The 19,315-nt window shown below is 53.1% G+C and carries 10 protein-coding genes and 6 pseudogenes; 13 read left to right on the top strand and 3 right to left on the bottom strand.

Annotation, left to right across the window (positions count from 1 at the left end; translation table 11 throughout):
- Positions 1-14 precede the first annotated feature (14 nt).
- The 5 genes from ACFQE0_RS18880 to ACFQE0_RS18860 all read left to right on the top strand — a co-directional run bounded on the left by ACFQE0_RS18880 (position 15) and on the right by ACFQE0_RS18860 (position 9,227).
- On the top strand, positions 15-2,618 hold the full coding sequence (locus ACFQE0_RS18880) for a carbohydrate-binding domain-containing protein (protein ID WP_378972413.1): 2,604 nt from the start codon (positions 15-17) through the stop codon (positions 2,616-2,618).
- Between the two features lie 122 nt (positions 2,619-2,740).
- Complete coding sequence (locus tag ACFQE0_RS18875) at positions 2,741-4,963, top strand: peptidase domain-containing ABC transporter (RefSeq protein ID WP_378972410.1); 2,223 nt, start codon at positions 2,741-2,743, stop codon at positions 4,961-4,963.
- 13 nt (positions 4,964-4,976) lie between these two features.
- Entirely contained in the window at positions 4,977-6,317 is a 1,341-nt protein-coding gene (locus tag ACFQE0_RS18870; protein WP_378972408.1) for an HlyD family type I secretion periplasmic adaptor subunit, read from the top strand.
- On the top strand, positions 6,317-8,215 hold the full coding sequence (locus ACFQE0_RS18865) for a tetratricopeptide repeat protein (RefSeq protein ID WP_378972406.1): 1,899 nt from the start codon (positions 6,317-6,319) through the stop codon (positions 8,213-8,215). The genes ACFQE0_RS18870 and ACFQE0_RS18865 overlap by 1 nt, the downstream gene beginning before the upstream one ends.
- An 808-nt stretch (positions 8,216-9,023) precedes the next feature.
- Positions 9,024-9,227, top strand: a complete 204-nt coding sequence (locus tag ACFQE0_RS18860; protein WP_378972404.1) for a hypothetical protein — start codon at positions 9,024-9,026, stop codon at positions 9,225-9,227.
- Positions 9,228-9,239: 12 nt separating this feature from the next.
- Here the strand turns inward: ACFQE0_RS18860 and ACFQE0_RS18855 are convergent.
- Positions 9,240-9,854: pseudogene (locus ACFQE0_RS18855) on the bottom strand (IS630 family transposase); the annotation flags it as partial.
- A 76-nt stretch (positions 9,855-9,930) separates the two neighbouring features.
- On the opposite strand from ACFQE0_RS18855, the pseudogene ACFQE0_RS18850 reads away from it, so the two are divergent.
- Positions 9,931-10,958 (top strand): annotated as a pseudogene (locus tag ACFQE0_RS18850) (IS110 family RNA-guided transposase).
- Positions 10,959-11,199: 241 nt separating this feature from the next.
- On the opposite strand, the pseudogene ACFQE0_RS18845 reads toward ACFQE0_RS18850, so the two are convergent.
- Positions 11,200-11,550, bottom strand: a pseudogene (locus tag ACFQE0_RS18845) (transposase); the annotation flags it as partial.
- 316 nt (positions 11,551-11,866) lie between these two features.
- Between ACFQE0_RS18845 and ACFQE0_RS18840 the strand changes: the two are divergent.
- From ACFQE0_RS18840 to ACFQE0_RS18820, 5 genes are all read left to right on the top strand, one after another.
- Positions 11,867-12,172, top strand: coding sequence for a helix-turn-helix domain-containing protein (locus ACFQE0_RS18840; RefSeq protein WP_378972402.1), 306 nt, complete (start codon positions 11,867-11,869; stop codon positions 12,170-12,172).
- 276 nt (positions 12,173-12,448) lie between these two features.
- Positions 12,449-13,069: a hypothetical protein gene (locus ACFQE0_RS18835; RefSeq protein ID WP_378972400.1), complete on the top strand. Its 621-nt coding sequence runs from the start codon at positions 12,449-12,451 to the stop codon at positions 13,067-13,069.
- Between the two features lie 80 nt (positions 13,070-13,149).
- Entirely contained in the window at positions 13,150-14,421 is a 1,272-nt protein-coding gene (locus ACFQE0_RS18830; RefSeq protein WP_378972398.1) for a glycosyltransferase WbsX family protein, read from the top strand.
- The gene (locus tag ACFQE0_RS18825) at positions 14,349-16,130 is read left to right on the top strand and encodes a glycosyltransferase (RefSeq protein ID WP_378972395.1); all 1,782 of its coding nucleotides are present in this window, start codon (positions 14,349-14,351) and stop codon (positions 16,128-16,130) included. Before ACFQE0_RS18830 ends, ACFQE0_RS18825 begins: the two co-directional genes overlap by 73 nt.
- A gap of 118 nt (positions 16,131-16,248) precedes the next feature.
- Complete coding sequence (locus ACFQE0_RS18820) at positions 16,249-17,364, top strand: polysaccharide pyruvyl transferase family protein (RefSeq protein WP_378972393.1); 1,116 nt, start codon at positions 16,249-16,251, stop codon at positions 17,362-17,364.
- A gap of 49 nt (positions 17,365-17,413) precedes the next feature.
- Here ACFQE0_RS18820 and ACFQE0_RS18815 read toward each other — a convergent pair.
- Positions 17,414-17,600, bottom strand: a pseudogene (locus ACFQE0_RS18815) (integrase core domain-containing protein); the annotation flags it as partial.
- A gap of 1 nt (position 17,601) precedes the next feature.
- Between ACFQE0_RS18815 and ACFQE0_RS18810 the strand changes: the two are divergent.
- Together ACFQE0_RS18810 and ACFQE0_RS18805 are read left to right on the top strand one after the other, a co-directional pair.
- A pseudogene (locus tag ACFQE0_RS18810) lies at positions 17,602-17,871 on the top strand (IS110 family transposase); the annotation flags it as partial.
- Between the two features lie 138 nt (positions 17,872-18,009).
- Positions 18,010-19,120: pseudogene (locus ACFQE0_RS18805) on the top strand (IS3 family transposase).
- Positions 19,121-19,315 lie beyond the last annotated feature (195 nt).

Here is a 19,315-nt window from a genome sequence, read left to right as displayed (position 1 = left end):
CAGGGGGATTAACCGTGGCCGATTATGGATCACAAACCCAAGAGGGCGGCACCGGCGACGGATATATCTCCGGCGCGACAGTCTTTGCAGACGCAAACGGCAATGGAATTTTCGATGCTGGTGAAGCTAGCGCTATCAGTGATTCGCTAGGGAAATTTATACTAACGAATGCGTCCGGCACGCTCTACAGCGTCGGAGGTACAGATACGTCAACGAACCTTCCGATAAAGGTGACCTTATCAGCGCCGGCAGGTTCCAAATTCATCTCGCCACTGACAACCCTTGTGAACGCACTGCTGCCGCCCAACGCGACCGCGGCAGATCTCGCAGCAGCAGAATCAAAGGTATTGACCGGACTTGGCATAAGTCTAAACCCTGGGCAAAGCCTCCTGACCTTAGATCCTATCGCTGGAGCGATCAGCGGCGACACCGGCGCAACCGACGCATACCTAGCCGGGGCGAAGATCTACGACACAATCGTAGTGCTAAGCGCCGGCCTCAGCAGTCAAGGAGGTGTCTCGAAGGAGGTTGCGACAGATAGCGTTCTCTCTGCACTTGCAGATAAAATCAGTGCTTCCGTATCCGCCGGGCAATCCGTCGATCTGGGTTCGTCGGTCAGCTTGCAGCAGGTTCTAACGTCGGCTGCAACGACCGCCGGTACGACCGTAAGCGCGGATGCCGCGGAAAGCATCGGAAATATCGCGTCTTCTACAAACGCGGCGATTGACGCTGCCGTCGCAGCGACATCTGGAGGCACGAACGTTTTCCTCGCTACAAGCGCGGTGCAGCAAGTAGCGACAGGCACGACGGCCGCCGCTATTCTCAACAATCCTCAAGGGCAATCTCTTCAATCCGTTGAGGCTCAGTACACCGGGCAAAACCTAGCAAACTTGGTTGACGACGCGAAAGACAATGTAAGCGCGCCCGCAGAAAACTCTACTACCGGCAAGCTGTTAATCCAACTATCCGGAGACCAGTACGCTGGTAACCCCGAATTCTCGATTTACGTCGATGGCAAACTAGTAAGCGGCAATCTGAGCGAGATCGGCGGGACAGGTACGGCAAATAACGCCGGCGTATCCGCAAGTCATACTCAAGGACAATGGCAAACGTTCTCGGTCGACGGAGTCTACGATACTAAATCCGCCCATGAGATAACCGTATCATTTAATAACGACGCTTTCGGCGGGGGGAATCAGGATCGTAACCTCTACATCGGAAAGATAACTATTGCAGGACAGGAAGTATTCGGGACCAGAAATGAGTCCCCAACATCACTATACTCAAATAGCAGTCAATCGTTCACAACCTCGGTTGCGGGAACGATCAAACCCGTCGCAGCGGGCGACGACACGTTGACGATTCGTCTGTCAGGTGATCAGTACTCGGGCAATCCAAATTTCATTGTGTATGTCGACGGCGTTGCCGTAAATGGTCAACTAAGCACAATTAACGGGACCGGTATTTCAAATCAAGAAGGCGTATCCGCGCTACATTCGCAGAATCAGTGGCAAACTTATATCGTAAAAGGAAACTTTGATCCGACATTGGCTCATAAGGTTGATGTTGTCTTCAATAATGATCTTTATGGCGGCCAATGGGGTGATAGAAATCTGTATATTGGTGACATAAAACTCAATGGACAGCCGGTTGCTGGCTCGTATGATAGCAGTCCCGTGACGATGTTAGGAAACGGGACCTCAACCTTCGTTACGGCTATAGCACAAAGCGGTGACTCTGCTGACAACACAGGACAAAGCACCATCTCTGGTGGAACTGGAAAGCTATTCGTCGGAACCAACGGTGACACACTGTATGGCGGAATGGCCGCGGGAGCGCATGACACTCTAACTGCCGGCGCCGGAGCCAATTTGCTTTCCGTCAAGTACGGCGACAATGTTCTCGTGGCGAATTCCGGGCTTGACACGCTCCAGGGAGGGAGTGGCCACGACACGTTGTATGGCGGCGGAACCACCGCGCTCTATGCTGGATCGGGCGGCGATACCCTTTACGGGGGTCTAACGAGCAGTGCTCACGACACGCTAAATAGTGGGGGTGGCAACGATCTTCTTTGGGTATCACAGGGCAACAACCTACTTTTCGGCGGTGCCGGCCTGGATACACTTCAAGGAGGAAGTGGTCACGACACTCTTTACGGCGGGGGGCAGAGCGTCCTTTACGCAGGTACCGGCGGTGACACTCTATACGGCGGACTTGGCAATGGCGCTCACGATACTCTGAGAGGAGGAGCTGGGAGCGACTATCTGGCTGTAAATCAAGGAAATAATTCATTATACGCTTTTGGAGGAACTGACACCCTCCATGCCGGTTCCGGAAACGATACACTGTACGCGGGCAACGGACAGGCTCTGCTATATGGCGGAAGTGGCACGACGACTTTCGAAATTGGAAAGTTCGACGGCAACGACACGATCGTCGGCGGGTCTGGGACCAGTCATGTCAACATATCGGGTTATGCCGGGGCAGAAGCTGAATTCAAGAGTAATTCGGATGGCTCCACTACGATTACTTTCAATAGCTCCAGCCAGACCCTCACCGTCAGCGGCGTCGATGAACTCAAATTCTTATCTGACAACACTACGCACAAGCTGCCTTGAGCCTTAAAAAAGCCGCGAATGCAGGGGGCGACTAGGTCGCCCCTTGCCATTTTAGCGCCTCAAATTGAGCAAGCCAAAGGGTTACGGATAACCGACCTAGAGCCGAAAATTTCGGGTGAAGCATGTTTCAGGATCATAAGAAGCGGATAAATGACCTCAATGAGGAACCGCATTCGTCCGCGCTGTTGTCGAGCTTAGTTGTCATCGCACGATCGCACGGCCTACACTTGACAACTGCTAAAATCTGCAAAGACAATAACTTCGACGCTTCTAAGATAAACAAACAAAAACTAAAAGAATGCGCTAACAAATCTGGTCTAAAATCAAAGCATCTTACTTTATCTTGGAGCGGGCTCCAAAAAATTGAGAGATCTTTGCCTGTAATCGTTTTTCTGGGCGATGGTACCCCTCTACTTCTTCGTAAGGTACTAAGCAATTCTACGGCTGAGCAAGTACAGCTGCAAAACCCAGACGATCCTGACGATATCTATTTGACACTCGACCGCGTCAAATTTGAGGAGATTTGGGCGGGGGAGATTATGCTATTCCGCCGCGAGTACGGCGTGAAGGACGAAAGTCAACCTTTCGGCATGGGTTTGATTGCGACGCTAATGTTCCGAGATCGCAATATAATTCGTGATATTACACTTTCGGCGCTGTTTCTTAGTCTACTAACCCTTGTGCCAATACTGTTCTTTCGACTTATGACGGATCGTGTTTTAATGCACCACGCGTTGAGCACGTTCATAGTATTATCAATAGCACTGGGCATTTGTATTATCTTTGAAACACTATTCTCTTTCGTACGTCGTGCTCTGATGAATGTCTTGATCACACGCATAGACGTAAAGCTCTCAACGCTAGTTTTCGAACGGGTACTTAGACAACCAGTTGATTTGTTTGAACGTACACCAGTCGGCTTGATCGCTCGCAATATGAGCGAAATCTCGAAAATTCGTGCCTTCCTTTCGAACCAACTTCTCGGCACACTTCTCGACGGTATATGTTTGGTCGTGTTTATCCCTGTGATGTTTATGTTGAGTCCGGTGCTGACCGGAATTGTATTATCGTGTTGCGTTGTCATTGCGCTTTGGACAATGGCGATGTTGCCTGTATTCGCGAAGCGTAGCAGCGAAGCTATTGCCGCCGATGGCTTGCAAAGGTCTTTCTTGATACAAACACTTCAGGGAATACGAACTATCAAATCACTCGCGCTGGAAAGTCGACAGATATACCAATACGAATCCTACGTGGCTAAAACAGCGAAGCTCCGAATGAAGGAAGGAAATCTCGCGAATTTAATCCAGTCAACTATCCTGCCAATTGAGCGCTTCATGGTCTCTGGCACGATGGCCATCGGTGTGTATCTTGCGATGACGGCTACGGACCCGTCCAACGTCGCAGAGTTATTTGTTTTTCTTCTGCTAAGTCAGCGCGTAGTTGGACCGATGCGACAAATGGCGCAGCTTGTAGAGCAGTATGAAGAGGCAAAGAGTTCGGTACAATTAGTATCTTCACTAGTAAACAATCCCGCCGAGGACCAAAAGCATGGGCAGGGAGTTCGTAGTCAGATTCAGGGCCAAATCGAATTTGCTGACGTAACGTTTAAGTATCCTGGGGCTACTTCTCCAACATTGAAGAATGCAAAATTTGTCTTGCAGGCTGGTCAAACACTGGGAGTGATGGGGCGAAGTGGTAGTGGAAAGACCACAATCACGAGGCTCTTGCAGCGATTGCATAATGATTTCGACGGGATGATCAAGATCGATGGCATAGATATTAGAGAATACGCACTCGATCATTTGCGTTCAAGTCTTGGTGTCGTGTTGCAAGACAATTTCCTATTTGCGGGATCGGTGCGGGATAACATCACGGCGGCAAAAGTGAGCGCGACCTTTGAGGAAGTCGTGAGAGCATCCCGACTGGCGGGTGCAGAAGAGTTCATCGAACGATTGCCGCAGGGATACGACACCTTGCTGAACGAAGGCTCAACTAATCTTTCGGGCGGTCAAAGACAAAGAATAGCGATCGCACGAGCACTAATCACAGATCCGAGAATTTTGATACTTGATGAGGCAACGAGCGCCCTCGATCCAGACAGTGAAGCGATCGTGAACGAAAACTTGCAAAAAATCGCTGCAAATAGAAGTGTAATCGTGATCTCTCATCGATTGTCGTCCCTCGTTTCTTCCGACGCGATACTCGTGCTTGAAAAAGGCCATGTAGAGGATGTAGGACGCCACACCGAATTACTAAACCGGTGTGATATATATCGTGAGCTATGGAATAGACAAAATCCGCCGACAACTACTCTGCAGGAACCGAGATTACGACTAGTAAACTAAACGAGATTTTGATATGAAGATATCTTCACAAGACAAAGAGCTCACGAACTTTCAATCGGAAGTTGAGGAACTGCGGAACTCGTCCGATTTAAAAATCATTCGCTTAACTAGTTGGATTGCCGCGGGAGTCTTAGTGACGTCGCTGGCGTTTGCCGCTGTTGCGCGGGTTGACCGCGTTATCACCAGCGAGCGAGGCAAAATCGTTCCGTCGCAGGGGGCGATCTTATTTCAAGCTCTCGACAACTCCCTCATAAAGACACTCGATGTCAAAGAAGGTGATCGCGTAGCCAAAGGGCAACTGCTCGCTACCCTCGATCCGACCTTTGCCGAAGCAGACGTGGATCAGCTTGCCCGTCAGCTCGCAAGCGTTGATGCACAGATTAGCCGGGCGAACGCCGAGCAAACGCGGAATGATTATAATCCGTCGAATGAAGAGCGAGATAAAAATGAGTATGTGAGGCTTCAAAAAAATCTTTACGATCAGCGCAAACTTCAGTTCAACGCGCAAATGGCAAGCTTCGACCAGAAGATTGCACAAACTCAGGCGACGATCCAAAAACTTCAAGGGGACGAAGTACGTTATAAAGAGAGGGAGAAAATCTCACAACAAATCGAGGGAATGAGGCAGACTCTAGTCGAGCGGCAAGCGGGGAGCCTCCTGAATCTCCTGTTAGCTAGCGATACCCGTCTTGAAATGCTGCGCACTATGGAGAACGGGCAAAATTCTTTGATTGAGGCACGTCACCAAATTGCGTCCATCAAAGCGGATCGGGATGCTTTTGTGCAGCAGTGGATGTCGACCAGTAGCCAGGATTTGGTGAGCGCGCAGGGCAATCGTGATGGCTTAATCGCGCAACTTGCTAAGGCATCACGGCATAAGGACTTAGTCAGGCTCACCGCGCCTGAAGACGCATTCGTTTTGTCTAGAGCAAAGGTTTCAGTTGGTGCTGTGCTTCAGAGCGGGACAACGTTGTTAAGTATCGTTCCCGAAAACACTCCAATTGAGGTAGAGCTAAATATATCTGCGAGAGATATCGGATTCGTGCGAGCTGGCGACGCGGTTTCTGTCAAAGTCGATGCGTTTCCCTTCATTGAACATGGTCAAGCATTCGGGAAGTTGAGTTGGATTAGTGAAGGCGCATTTACGGTTGACGACGAGGGCAGAGCCGTAAACCCCTTTTATCGTGCGCGGGCAACTATTAGTGAAAGTCGATTTGTGAGAGTTCCGAAGTCGTTTCGGCTTGTTCCGGGAATGACTCTTACTGCAGATATTCACATTGGCGACCGCTCGATACTTGGATACATCATTGCTGGCGCGACCCGAAGTGTTAACGAGTCAATGCGAGAACCCTGATGGCAAAGATCGCTGTGTCATGGTTCGCCGGTATTAAGGGTAGATATTTCTTTACAAGGGCTTTGAAGCTGCGCGAGAATGATAAGCTCGCAAGATCGCACAGATATATGGCTATAGCGGCGAGCAGTGGCCACGTTGACGCATGCTATGAGCTAGGATGCAATTACAAGACCGCGCGTGGATGTATATGGTCGGGAAGTGAGGCTTTGAGATGGTTCAAATCTGCCGCTGCTTCCGGGCAACGAGATGCTCAATTCGAATTGGGTCTCGCTCATCTGACTGATCATGATACAGCTTGGTGCATTGGTTCATCGGCTAGGTGGGCAACTACTTTCTCCGAAAGAAAAGGGGAACTTATACCCCTGATCTTTCCCGAAGGAATTGAGAAACTAAAGGACGACCTCGAAGCGTTTCGCTGGCTTCGTAGCTCCGCTCTGCTAGGCAAGGCAGAGGCAATGGCAAACCTCGGTTGGCTGCAATATCGTGGTATTGGTTGCGAACGAGATGTTGGTCAGGCAAAGCAGTGGTTTGAAGCAGCAGCTAATGCTAGCATCAGCCAAGCTGCTCTGGGATTGGCCGAGGTATATGGCGATAAGAATACAAATTTCTACGATCCTGAGCAGAGAAGATCTTGGCTACTAAAAGCGTCGGAGTTAGGTAATCCATCTGCATCTTATATTATTGCAAAAGAGATTTCTACCGCCAATGCTTCCAACCATGAGGAGGTTGAGCATTTTCTTGAAGTTGCATGTCGAGCCCACCACGCAGCAGCCTGCTATGATTTGGGTTTGCTGAGGTTTCGCCGTAGTCGTACTCAGAAAGCGGCTGAAGAAGCGGTAGAGTTAATTCGTCAAGCGGCTAAAAAGGGCGTTGCTCAAGCATCATGTACCTTAGGTGAAATATATATAAAGGGTGGTGTCATTCCTTCAGACCATCGTGAAGCTGCGAAATGGTTTAAAGTCGCTTCTGATGCCGGGCTGAGTAATGCGCATTTCAATCTTGCTTGTCTGTACGCTAGAGGCGATGGTGTCGTTACAGACTTAAGACAGGCTGCTAAATATTTCGAACTAAGTGCGTTAGCTGGTCATATAATTGCCGCCTATAACACTGCGATATTCTATAGAGATGGTAAAGGCTTCGAGCGAGATCTCTCAAAGGCCATTCTTTGGTTTCGAAAAGCAGGGGAGAATAATGTTGTTCCAGCCCAGGTTGCTCTAGGGAAACTCCTGAGTTCAGATTTGCCGGGCATGAAAGATCAGCGCGAGGCTCGGCTTTGGCTGGAGCGCGCAAGTGCGGCCGGCGACGTCGAAGGCCAATTCGTTTTGGCTAGAATGATGCTCTTATCGCAGGTCGGTGATGACAATACTGAAATTTTAAGGCTACTTCATTCGGCTGTCGCTGCCGGGTATTACGAGGCTGCGATATTTATCCTTGCTGCAAAGTATGATCATTCATTATTAGACAGTCTTACACAAGTGTCAATTGAATGTCTTGAGAAATCGTCGGAAATGGGGGTTGTCGCCGCGGGTAATGCGCTCGCGAAAGAATTACTGCGGGGCGAAAATGTTAAGTTCGATGAGAGCAGGGCGATAGATATCCTCGAGGTGAATGCAAAGTTTGGCGACGCAGCTGCTAACTTCGAGCTTGGTGTTTTTTATTGTAGGCGTTCTCATAGTCCCTCGGACCTCGGTAAAGGATTGGCGTTCTACCGTCGTGCTGCTGAGTTGGGTCATGTACTTGGTCAGTACAATGCTGGTCTTATGCTTGCTAGGGGTGTTGGGGATACCCTAAACTTAGAAATCGGTACGGGTTTACTCGAAACGGCAGCAAAACAGGGCCTCAAAAGTGCAAGTGATGCTTTGGCTTTGTTGCGCCAACCAAGTCAGGGTGGTCAATAAAGGTGCCCTTCGACATCGTTATTTGGTGCATCGCATGAATGATAGGACTGCGTTCAGCGTTGGGTCCGTGTAATGGATGTCATGTTGCCGTTTGGGCTCGTACCCTATAGCGTTGCGACGGGTTAGAGGTTGGCAGTGTTGAGTGTGCAAGCAGCCGTCGATGCCTTCCCCCTTGTTTGTCGATCCGCGCGAGTGTTTCGTTGCGGCCGTTGCACAGGGTGCCTCCTATCAGGCGGCACCGCGGTTCGGTGGTGGCGGGTCCAGTGGCAGGCGCTGGTCCGAGCGGTTTGCTTAGTAAGGCCATTTCGCGCCCGAGCCGTAAGGGATTTTCCGATCTCGTCTTCTGATGAGTGATCTGATCGGGAGGTTTGATGATCCCGTCGGGGGGATCGTTTTGTGTCTCGACTTGACCGTAGACTCGAGCCGGAGGGGACGGTCCGGCGTTTCAAGGTAATTGACGGCACGGTCGGTCGCACGCTCTGGGCTCCGACGATGAGGCGCGAATCCTGGATGTGACGTTCGTTCCGGACGCGGCGGTGTCGGTGGTAGCTCGCCGCCGCGGGTTGACGCTCGACCTGGACACGCCCGTCTTCCTTGATGTGATCGCGGCTGCCACCAACATGGCCCGCCGGTTAGGACGCTCCGCGAGCGGTAAGCAGTGACGGCTCCTCGTGCCGCAGGGCCACTACAGAACTACCACCTTCTTAGCCGCCCTGGGCAACACCGGGCTGTGCGCGCTCAGATTCGTTGACGGCGCCACCAACGGTGTCCGTTCTAGCAGCTACGTGGGGCCGACAGCCTCCTGCCGGTGCTGCAACCCGCGGACACCGTCATTGTCGATAACCTGAAGGCCCAAATGGTCGTCGGTGCGCGCGAAGTTATTGAGGCGGTTGGGACGCTGGGCGTGTACCTCCTACCCTATAGACCTAAGTTCGATCCGATCGAGCAAATCTTCGCGAAGCTTGAGCATCTGCTACGAGCCGCAACCGCCGGTACCGTGCCCGACCTCTAGAGCCGTGCCCTTTCAGGTTGGCTCACAGGCATCGTACCCGGCAGCGGTGAGGTAGTTTCGGGATTCATCCGGTCGGACGGCGGTGAACGCGTTCTCGATGGCGGTGATTAGGTCGACTGCGGTCCGTGCAGCAGCCGTCCGGGGGAGGGCTTTGACCTTGGCAAAGACCTTCTCGATCGGATTTAAGTCGGGACTGTAGGGCGGAAGGTAGCGAACCCGTGCGCCGACCACGTCGATGGCCTCGCGCACCCCGGCTAACTTGTGGGCGTTCAGATTGTCGAGGATGACGGTGTTACCGGGCTTCAGCACCGGAGCCAGGGTCTCGGTGACGTAGGCGCGGAAGCGTATACCATTCGTGGCTCCATCGAAGACGCTCCTGGCGATCAGTCCCGTGGCGCGCAGGGCGGCAGTGATGGTGGTGGTCTTGTAGTGGCCGTGGGGCACGGCGATCCGGCAGCGCTGACCGCACGGAGCACGGCCATAACGGCGAACCATCCTTGACGTGGCGGGCGTCTCGTCAAGGAAAACCAGGCGATTCGGATCGAGGTCAGGTTGGCGATCGAACCAGTCCTCGCGCGCGGCCCTCACATCCGACCGCTCTTGCTCGGCCGCGTGGACAGCCCCTTTATGGATGGCCTGCCCCTCACCCGAGCTGCGCTGCTAGGCTTGCAGGGTAGCCCTAGATGAGGAAGGGAGCGGGACGATGACGATCCCGGTTCTCGGGATCGACCTGGGCAATAACGCTGCAGCCTCGTCGGGCTGGACGCGGCGGGGCGGGTCGTGCTGCGCTGACGCATGGGGCGTGAGGCGGTCATCGCCTTTGGTGCGAAGCTGCCGGGGTGTGTCGTTGCGATGGAGGCCTGTTGCGGCGCTCATCACATGGGCCGCATCCTAGACGAGCAGGGCCACACCGTCCGGCTGATGTCGCCGGAGTACGTGCGCCTCTACGTCAAGGCGCAGAAGAACGACAACCGCGACGCCGAGGCCATCGCCGAGGCATCCACACGCCCGACGATGCGGTTCGTGGCTCTCAAGTCCGAGGCGCAGCTCGACGTGCAGACCCTGCACCGGGTGCGCGACCAGCTCGTAGGCGAGCGCACGGCGCTGACAAACCAGATCCGTTCCGTCCTGCTGGAACGTGGCCACGTCATAGCGCAGGGGCGCGCCAAGCTCACCGCTTGCTTGGCCGCGTTGCTTGACACGGACGCGGGCGCTTCGCTTACGCCACGCATACGCACCCTCGTGGCCGAAATGCGCGAACGCTGTCAGGATCTCGACCGACGCATCGCCGCGCTCGACGCCGAGTTGGCCGAGCAGGCCCGCATCAACGAGGACGCTCGTCGGCTGACCACGATCCCGGGCATCGGCGCACTTAACGCAACCGCGCTGGTGGCAGCTATCGGCGATGTGGCCAGCTTCGCCCGCGGACGCGATCTAGCGGCCTGGCTTGGTCTCGTCCCGCGGCAGGTGACGACCGGCGGGAAGCCTCGGCTCGTCGGCATCACCAAGCGCGGCAGCAAGTACCTGCGCTAGACGCTGGTCCAGGGTGCCCGCGCCGCGCTGCCCTCGCTGCGCCAGAGCGACACCTAGCTCGGGCAGTGGCTGCGCGGGCTGCTGGCGCGGTCGCACGTCAACACGGCGGTGGTCGCCCTGGCGGCCAAAATGGCGCGCATCGTCTGGGCGCTGCTGCGCCACGGGCGGGTCTACGAGCCGGCAGCCGTGGCCGCCTAATCCGAGTTCGGCCAACGCGGACGCGCCGGCCTTCCGATGTCTGCGGGCGGTGAGAGGAAGATGGCCTGACGGTCCACCGGTGTTCTGGAAGCCTCTCCGTAAATATGGTGCTCGACGCCGACCCCTTTATGAGGCGCAGGACGCGCGGATCTCCATCTTGGCCAACGGCGCTGTCGGAAGGCCGGATACGTTTATGCAGACTTCACAGACCAGCGGATCCAAGCCACTTGCGGACGGGGCGGGCCATACGTTTACGGGTGATCCCATGCCTGGCGAAGAAGCGTGACAGACTGCTCGTGCTGGCCCGGACGCCGTGTCCCGAGAGCCTGTCGCGCAGTTCCCGCAGGAAGGAGAGCGGGTGTTCTTCGTTGAGCCGAAGGATCAGGGCGGCCTGCGCTTCTAGACGCTGCGAGTTGCGGTCGCCGCCCATGGGCGTGGGCGCGACCTGCCCTTCCTGTCGGAAGCGCTCATGGCAACGGACTGCGATGGCCGCCTCAATACCGAAGCGTTTGGCCGCCTGACACCGCGAGGCGCCCGCTTCGCTCGCGGCGACCACACGCTCGCGCAGATCGACCGATAGGGCTGAAGGCATGGCGATCCTCCATACAAGCCCATCCAGTGAGTCACACGCCAGCCAGATTGCCTAACTCCAACCGGTTCAACCCGCCAGGGTACGGCTATAGGGCCGCTAGCCACGAGGCCTTCACTCGCTGCACCGTAGACGAACGTCGCAACTGCATCACCGCCCCCGAATACGAGGTTGACTTTGCCGTCACTACACCGGTGGGACCAGCTCTGGTGCTTTGAAGCGGTCGGAGAATCCACGCATACGGTGAGGGGCGCAATTCTTGGTTATGGCTCGATCGGTCTGCGTGCTCCTTTATCCGACCGACGCGGAACGATTGGCTATGACCGCCAGCGACCGCTCTCGTTCGTTCAAGCATACCCAGCGGGCCCGAATCGTTCTGCTTTCGCCCCATCGCCTGAGCGTCCAGGGCGTGGCCCGGCGGGCGGGCGTCAGTCGCCCGGCCGTGTGGAGCTGGCAGCGGCATTACGCCGAGGCGTGTCCCGAAGATATGCTGCGTGCCAAGATGCGTCGGCCCGGCACGCCGCCCTATTCGACCGAGACGGTGGCCAAGGCGCTGGCCCTGACCTACTCGGAGCTGCCGGTCGAGATCACGCACTGGATCGGTCGGACCGCGGCCGCGTGGTAGGACGTCGAGCGGACTCGGGCATCGTTCGCCAAGTTCCCTCGCCTCGCCATCCGCTACGAGGGAAGGACTGACATCCATCTCGCCCTCCCAACCCTGGCCACCGCCCTCATCGTCTGGCATTTCATCGGACGATGGTTTTGTAAGCCGTTCTAAGGTCCACGCTCCACGGGTGGGTCGAAGTTCAATTGGCACATTGGTCTGCGAGAACGGTTGCCTCGGCGGGGCGGTCGTTCTAAACGTTCAAAAGAATGCGGATTACTCATAGAGGGTGTTTGTATGGCTGACGATCAAGTTCGAGACTTGTCGGTGAAATCTCTCGATTTGTTTCGTATGGGCTTTGATGTTGAATTTTATCTGAAGTCATACGGAAGTTTTCCTGACGCACAGGCCGCAGTCAAGCATTATGCCGAAATCGGCGAGGTGAATGGAAACAAGCCTTGCTTTATTTTCGATCCAAAGTGGTATCTCCAAACCCATTCCTTGAGTGGAGATCAAAGAGCTCTCAATCATTACTTGTCATATGGAGAAAGTCGCAATCTTAATCCATCTATATACTTCGACGTCGAATGGTTTAGAAATATTTCTGTTCCGGCGGACTACCAAGATACCTGTCTGAGCTATTATTTGCTTAATAGACAGCGATTAGTATTATCTCCACACCCATTATTCAATCTGAAACTTTATTATGAGCTAAACCCTGACGTAGCATCTGCCAATATTGATGGTTTTGAGCATTTCGTTACTTGGGGGATTTTCGAAGGTAGAAAAGGTTCATTTGAATTCGATGCGGAGTTCATTTGGCAGCGGTATCTAAACAATAACCGTTCCATTAATCCATTTATATCATACTTAAAATACGGCGCCGAGCCGGATGGCAACCAAAGGCGTCAGGTATAACTGTAAGTGTTTCGTCCGAGCGTAAGAAGACTGTAGCGCCTGGCGAGCATTTTGAGGCGAAGCTACAGGTAAATCCCGGCTTGAAAGCCGCGAAAGCGTTTGCGTTTTATCTTCCGCAGTTCCATCCAATCTTTGAAAATGATGAATGGTGGGGGACTGGATTCACAGAATGGCACAATCTGGTGCGAGGTTCGCCTCGTTTCCATGGCCATATCCAGCCAAAAGTACCGCGTGATTTGGGTTTTTATAACCTACTTGATAAAGATGTTATTCAAAATCAAGTAAAATTGGCAATAAAAATGGGTCTCCATGGTTTCTGTTTTTATTACTACAATTTTGATGGCAAGAGATTGCTTGAAAAGCCACTTGATTTGTTTGTGCGGAACAACGAAGAGCGCTTTTCGTTCTGCCTTATGTGGGCCAATGAGAATTGGACACGTCGCTGGGATGGTCAAGAACAAGACGTTCTTATCGCGCAGACTTACAAGAGGGACGATGAACGTTCCTTAGTTGCAGACTTTGCGCAATATCTCCGAGATCCAGCGTACTTTACTATAGATGGTAGGCCTGTCTTGCTCATTTATCGTGCCGATATTATTCCAGATTGCAAAGCAACCGTTGATAGGTGGCGGCAATTATTTCATCGCGAACATAATCTGAAACCGATACTCGTAATGGCTCAGACATTTGGAAATATCGACCCTCTCGCTAAAGGATTTGACGCCGCAATCGAGTTTCCACCCCATAAGTTTGGTTCAACTTTGTCACGAATAAATCATCAAGTTCAGCTTCTCGATGAGTCCTTCTCCGGCGATATTCGGTCCTATGATGAACTAATCGAGAAATCGCTTATAGATTTTCCTTCCGAATTCCCATTGATAAAGACCGTCGTTCCAGGGTGGGATAACGATGCTAGGAAGCAGGGAGCTGGAATGGTTTTTCATGGAGCTCTCCCAGGTAAGTTCGAATCGTGGATATCCAAGCTTCTCCCTTCAATCGCCGATCATCCTGTCTTCAATGAAAAGCTCCTTTTTATCAATGCTTGGAATGAATGGTGCGAGGGCGCTTATCTTGAGCCTGATACCTACTTTGGGTACGCATTTGGGAATGCCTTGTCTCGATCGATAGGGAATTATGTCTCGCCTGATAAGCTGAAGATTATCTTGGTTGGGCATGATGCATTTCCCGCAGGCGCGCAGCAATTACTTCTGAGTATCGGGTCAACCTTGAAATTCCGTTTTGGCGCCGAGGTATCTTTCATCCTTATGGGTGGGGGGCGATGGTTAAAGATTACCTCGCAATCTCGAATACTTATGTTGTCGACGTCAAACACAACTTCTGGGATGAGCTAAACGAACATGTTCAAAAATTGGCTAACAGCGGCTATAAATTAGCTATAACAAACAGCATCTTTTCGGGTAATATCCTGGAAACATTAATTGCTTCGAGAATTAGATGCTTGTCTCTTGTTCACGAGCTGCCAAGAATCATCAATAATGGTTTTGGGGCTGAGCATATCAAGAAGATTTTTGGGCTTAGTGATATTGTCGTGTTCCCCAATAATTTTGTTAAACGAGCTTTGACAAAAGTTTTTGATGAACCGACGAAGAGATCCGTTGTTCGCCCTCAGGGAATGTATAAGAATCTTGTATTTGATACACCCGCAAAGCTACGAGAAAAGCTTGGTATTCCCAAGTCATCGAAGATTGTCATAAACGTTGGATATGCTGATCTTAGAAAGGGCGTCGACTTATTTATACAAGTAGCTCGTTTTAGCTGGACGCAGCGAGACGATCTGCATTTCGTTTGGCTTGGAGGGAGGGATGCAGATGTTAAGGCTTGGCTTGCTTCCGACAGTCCCAATATGCATTTTCTTGAGTTTACAAACGATGTCGGCGCAGTTTTAAGTGAGTCAGATATTTTCCTCCTAACATCCCGCGAGGACCCTTTTCCATCGGTTGTCCTGGAGGCGCTAAGCTTTGGGCTACCCGTCGTCGGGTTTGAAGAAGCGGGTGGTGCAAGTGAATTATTAGCTAATCCAAATCTTGGACGCGTTGTACCGCTTGGCGACGTAGCTGCGGCTTTTGACGCCGTGGTTACTTTGCTGGAAGATCCGGGATCGGATCACAAAGAGTCCGGTCGTTCTTTTCGGGCCGACTTCATACATCGGAATTTCGATTTTGGGGATTACTGCGCCGATCTGCTTAAGTTAATTGGGGGGTATTGTCGGGTATCTGTCATTGTGCCGAATTATAACTATGGACAATACATCGAACAGAGACTTGCATCGATCTTTTCCCAAACTTACCCTTTGTTCGAGGTTATTGTTTTAGATGACGCATCAAATGATGCCTCTGTTGCAATCATAGAAAGTTGCTCCAAGTCCCTTAATAGGGATTTTATCCTGGTCGAGAATGAGGCTAACTCGGGCAATGTCTTTAGTCAGTGGAAGCGAGGGGTGGATCTCGCGAAGGGGGATTTTGTTTGGATAGCCGAGGCTGACGATCTCTCTGATCCTATGTTCCTCGATCGGCTTATTAAAGGCATAACTCAAGTCGACGCGTTGTTTGGCTTTTCCGATTCGAGAGCTATCGATGCACAGGGCGATCTCGTTTATGAAAGCTACAAAGGATACTATTCAACCGCCTATCCTGAGGCACTCTCAACAACACAAGCAATCGATAGTCGTGATTTTCTCTCGGAGTTTCTCGCCGTTCAGAATTATCTACTTAATGTGAGTTCGGTCGTTTGGAAGCGCTCAGTTTTGCAGGATGTTTTTGGCCGGCTCTCCGACGCAGAAGTTCAGGATCTTACTCTTGCGGGCGATTGGAAGATCTATGTTCTTGCTTGTTTGATCGAGGGCACTATTTTTTATGACAGTACGACCTTGAATGTTCATCGGCGCCATTCAGGGAGCGTGACGGGGCGAATTGACCCCGCAAAACATGTTGATGAAATTGAGACTATGCATCATTTTATAAATTCTGTGGCTGTTGGTGGGCAGTTCAAAAGTCGTCAGCAAGATTACGTCCGGAAGGTTCGCGCTCAACTTGTGCATTAATGTCCGCGGTGCTCAGTCGTTATTATGTGTTAGGTGGGGCGTCAAATTTCGGGTGTTCGTCACTCTGTGATGAGGTGATTTTTCACCTTTCAGTCGGTTGCAGCTTTAGGGGTTTGGGATGCGAATTTTTTTGCTTGGTGCTACGCCCAGCTTCAAAGAAGAACCCGGACAGTCCGGTGCCACAAAGTTGGCACGGACTGGGGGCAATTCCGGAAATCAAGTTATCGCGTATGGCTTACTTCAATCATTAAAATACTCCAATCTCTCGTGGGACTACTCGGTCGGACCAGATTTCGTTCGCGAAAACTACGATTTTGTGTTGATAGCGGCGGCAAATTTTTTGCACAAATCTTTCGATTTCGGAGGAATGGCTGATTTTTTGGAAAAAACAAAACTCCCTTGTGCCATGATTGGGGTTGGCGCCCAGTCAAATGATTATGGATTAGACTTGGAACTACAGCCTGGAACTCGTCGCCTTATGGATATCGTGTCAGAGCGTAGTAAGTTAATCGGTGTCAGAGGGCAATTCACAGCGGGAGTTTTAGATCGTCTTGGAATTAAGAATGTGCAGGTAACGGGGTGCCCGTCTTACTATATGCTTGGTCCGGCAGGTCCTACTAAGCGCGCTGACCATCCTAGTTTTCCGTCCCGCATTTCGATCAATTCGTCGCGAGACGTCATACGTCATTCTTTTGATCCGTCACGTATGGCTTCGTCAGTTCAGCATATTATGTCTATTGGAGTTAAATATGGTGCCGATTTTGTTGCCCAAAGCGAGAGCGATGAAATTGCGATTGCGATGTCTTCGGGGGACGCTGATGCAGCAGTCATTGAGCGTTTCGTTCAATTTTACTCAAGTGTTGGCTCCTCTGAGGAGTTGACATTGTATGCTAAAAATCACCTCAAGATCTTCTGGGATGTTGGCTCTTGGATTGATGCGGTCAGACGGGTTGACTTTGTTCTTGGGCACCGGTTTCACGGAGCTATGGTTGCGTTACAGGCTGGCACACCATATTGTGTTATCTGCCATGATTCTCGGACATCGGAGATGTGCGAATTCTTTGAAATGTCTCATGTAAAGCTTTTAGATTCGAGGGCCGAGGAATTTGAATATTTGTGGGAGGTTGGGCGCGTAGGTGACGTTTCCGATCGCTACGCTCAGCTATTCCCTCTATTTATGAATTTCTTATCAGCAAACGGCCTAGAGCCGCGGCATCAATCATTTGTCGAGTAGGCATCATTGTTCGCGATCGGCCAAAGCGAGGGGGTCTGAGGGAAAAAATCTAGCATGCTGTTAGCCGCTCCACTACGGATGGCGTGGTCCGCAGAGCAGGTTGGGTGAGTGCAGCTGGCCAAGCGGTAAAGGCTGGCACGAACAGCTCCGGGACTGGTAGTCGGTATCCGAGCGACGCGTGTTGGCGGTTGGAGTTGTAGTGTCGCCTTCGGTTTCTCGATCACGATCTGTTTCTCGTATGGCAACGCACGGCTCCGGCCTACGTTCGGGCTGGCTGGGCAGGTGCTCATCCGGCTGCGGGAGAACGCTTCCGCGACAAGTTCGAGCGATACATCGCCGGCGACGGGCACGATGCGGACTTGTAGCGCAAGGCGCTGACCGTAATCACCGCCAAGGTGGCGCGCATGGTGGAGGCCAGCATCAAGGTCGGGGACGACTACCGGCCCTTCCTGGAGGGGCCCGGTGCCAGGCAGGAGAACCCCTCTCAGCAGAGTCGTGAGGGCGTGAGAACCACAGACCTGTAGATAATGCTCGGGTCTTCTGCCTGGATCGACATCTTGGGTTGAGGACGGTGAGGACTGACCCTGACCCAGCAAACTGGTCCAGGCCGAGCGCAAGTTATTCGGGCATCCTGAACCCTGGAGGGTGGATGCCAGGCCTCGCAGACGCTTGACGAGTGAACAGATCGCCTTCGCCCTACGGCAAGCGAAGAACGGCGCGACGGTGGACGAGGTCTGCCGGAAGATGAGCGTGTTCGAGCCTACGTTCTACCGCTGGAAGAAGCAGTTCGTCGGCATGGGCGTGCCGGAGATCCGGCGGCTGAAGCAGCTGGAAGACGAGAACAGCAAGCTTAAGCGGCTGGTCGCCGACCTGACGCTGGACCGCTCGATGTTGCAGGACGTGCTCAAACGAAAGTGGTGAGGCCCGCCATTCGTCGTGAGGTCGCCGGCCACCTGCGGATGGCCTACGACATCAGCGAACGTCGGGCCTGTCAGGCGACCGGCTTCGGTCGCTCGTCCCAGCGCTACAGGAAGCGGTCGGATCCGCAGGTGGCGCTGCGCATGCTGCTGAAGGAGTTGGCGTCGGCGCGGGTGCGCTACGGCTACCGGCGGCTGCACATCCTGTTACGGCGGGAGGGCTGGGTCGTGAATCACAAGCGTACCTACCGCCTCTACCGCGACGAAGGGCTGTCGATCCGGTCCAAGCTGCCCAAGCGTAAGCGGGCTTGGCGCTACCGCCAGGGGCGACCGGCGATCGGCGGTCCCAACGAGGTCTGGGCGATGAACTCATGTCTGACGGCCTGTTCGACGGACGCCCGTTCCGGATCCTGACGGTGGTCGACTGCCATACACGAGAGGCGCTCTCACTGACGCAGAGAGCCAACTTCCGCGCTTTCCAGGTCGTCGAAGCGCTGGACGCCCTGGTCAGGCTTCGTGGTCGTCCGAGGAGCCTCCGGGTGGATAATGGGCCGGAGTTCGCCGGACGCATGCTCGATCAGTGGGCCTACCTGAACGCAGTCGAGATCGACTTCTCTCGACCGGGCAAGCCGACCGACAACGCCTACATTGAAGCCTTCAACGGCCGCCTGCGGGCGGAATGCTTGAACGCCTTGTGGTTCCTGTCCCTAGCCGATGCCCGCGCGCGCATCGAAGAATGGAGGTGTTACTACAACGATGACCGACCTCATACGGCCCTGGGCGGCTTGACGCCCCGAGCCTTCGCCGACCAAGCTCTCACAGCGCGAGAACTTGCATAGGCCGCGGACCACAAACGGGGTCAACTCCAGACCCACCGCGCACTAACTTTGCTCTTGGACCACTTCGTGGGGGCCGATCAATCCTGTCTTCGCTATGGCTAAGAGCTTTTTCGGATCGACGTTGACGACAAACACAACGCAGGCCCATGTTCTCGGACGAAGAGCTGTTGACTGGAGTAACCGCACCCTGAGGCT

It is taken from the genome of Methylobacterium komagatae (assembly GCF_042661665.1).
Classification (GTDB): Bacteria; Pseudomonadota; Alphaproteobacteria; order Rhizobiales; family Beijerinckiaceae; genus Methylobacterium; species Methylobacterium komagatae.
Note: the sequence above shows the minus strand (reverse complement) of the source record. Positions and strands in the feature narration are given on the sequence as shown.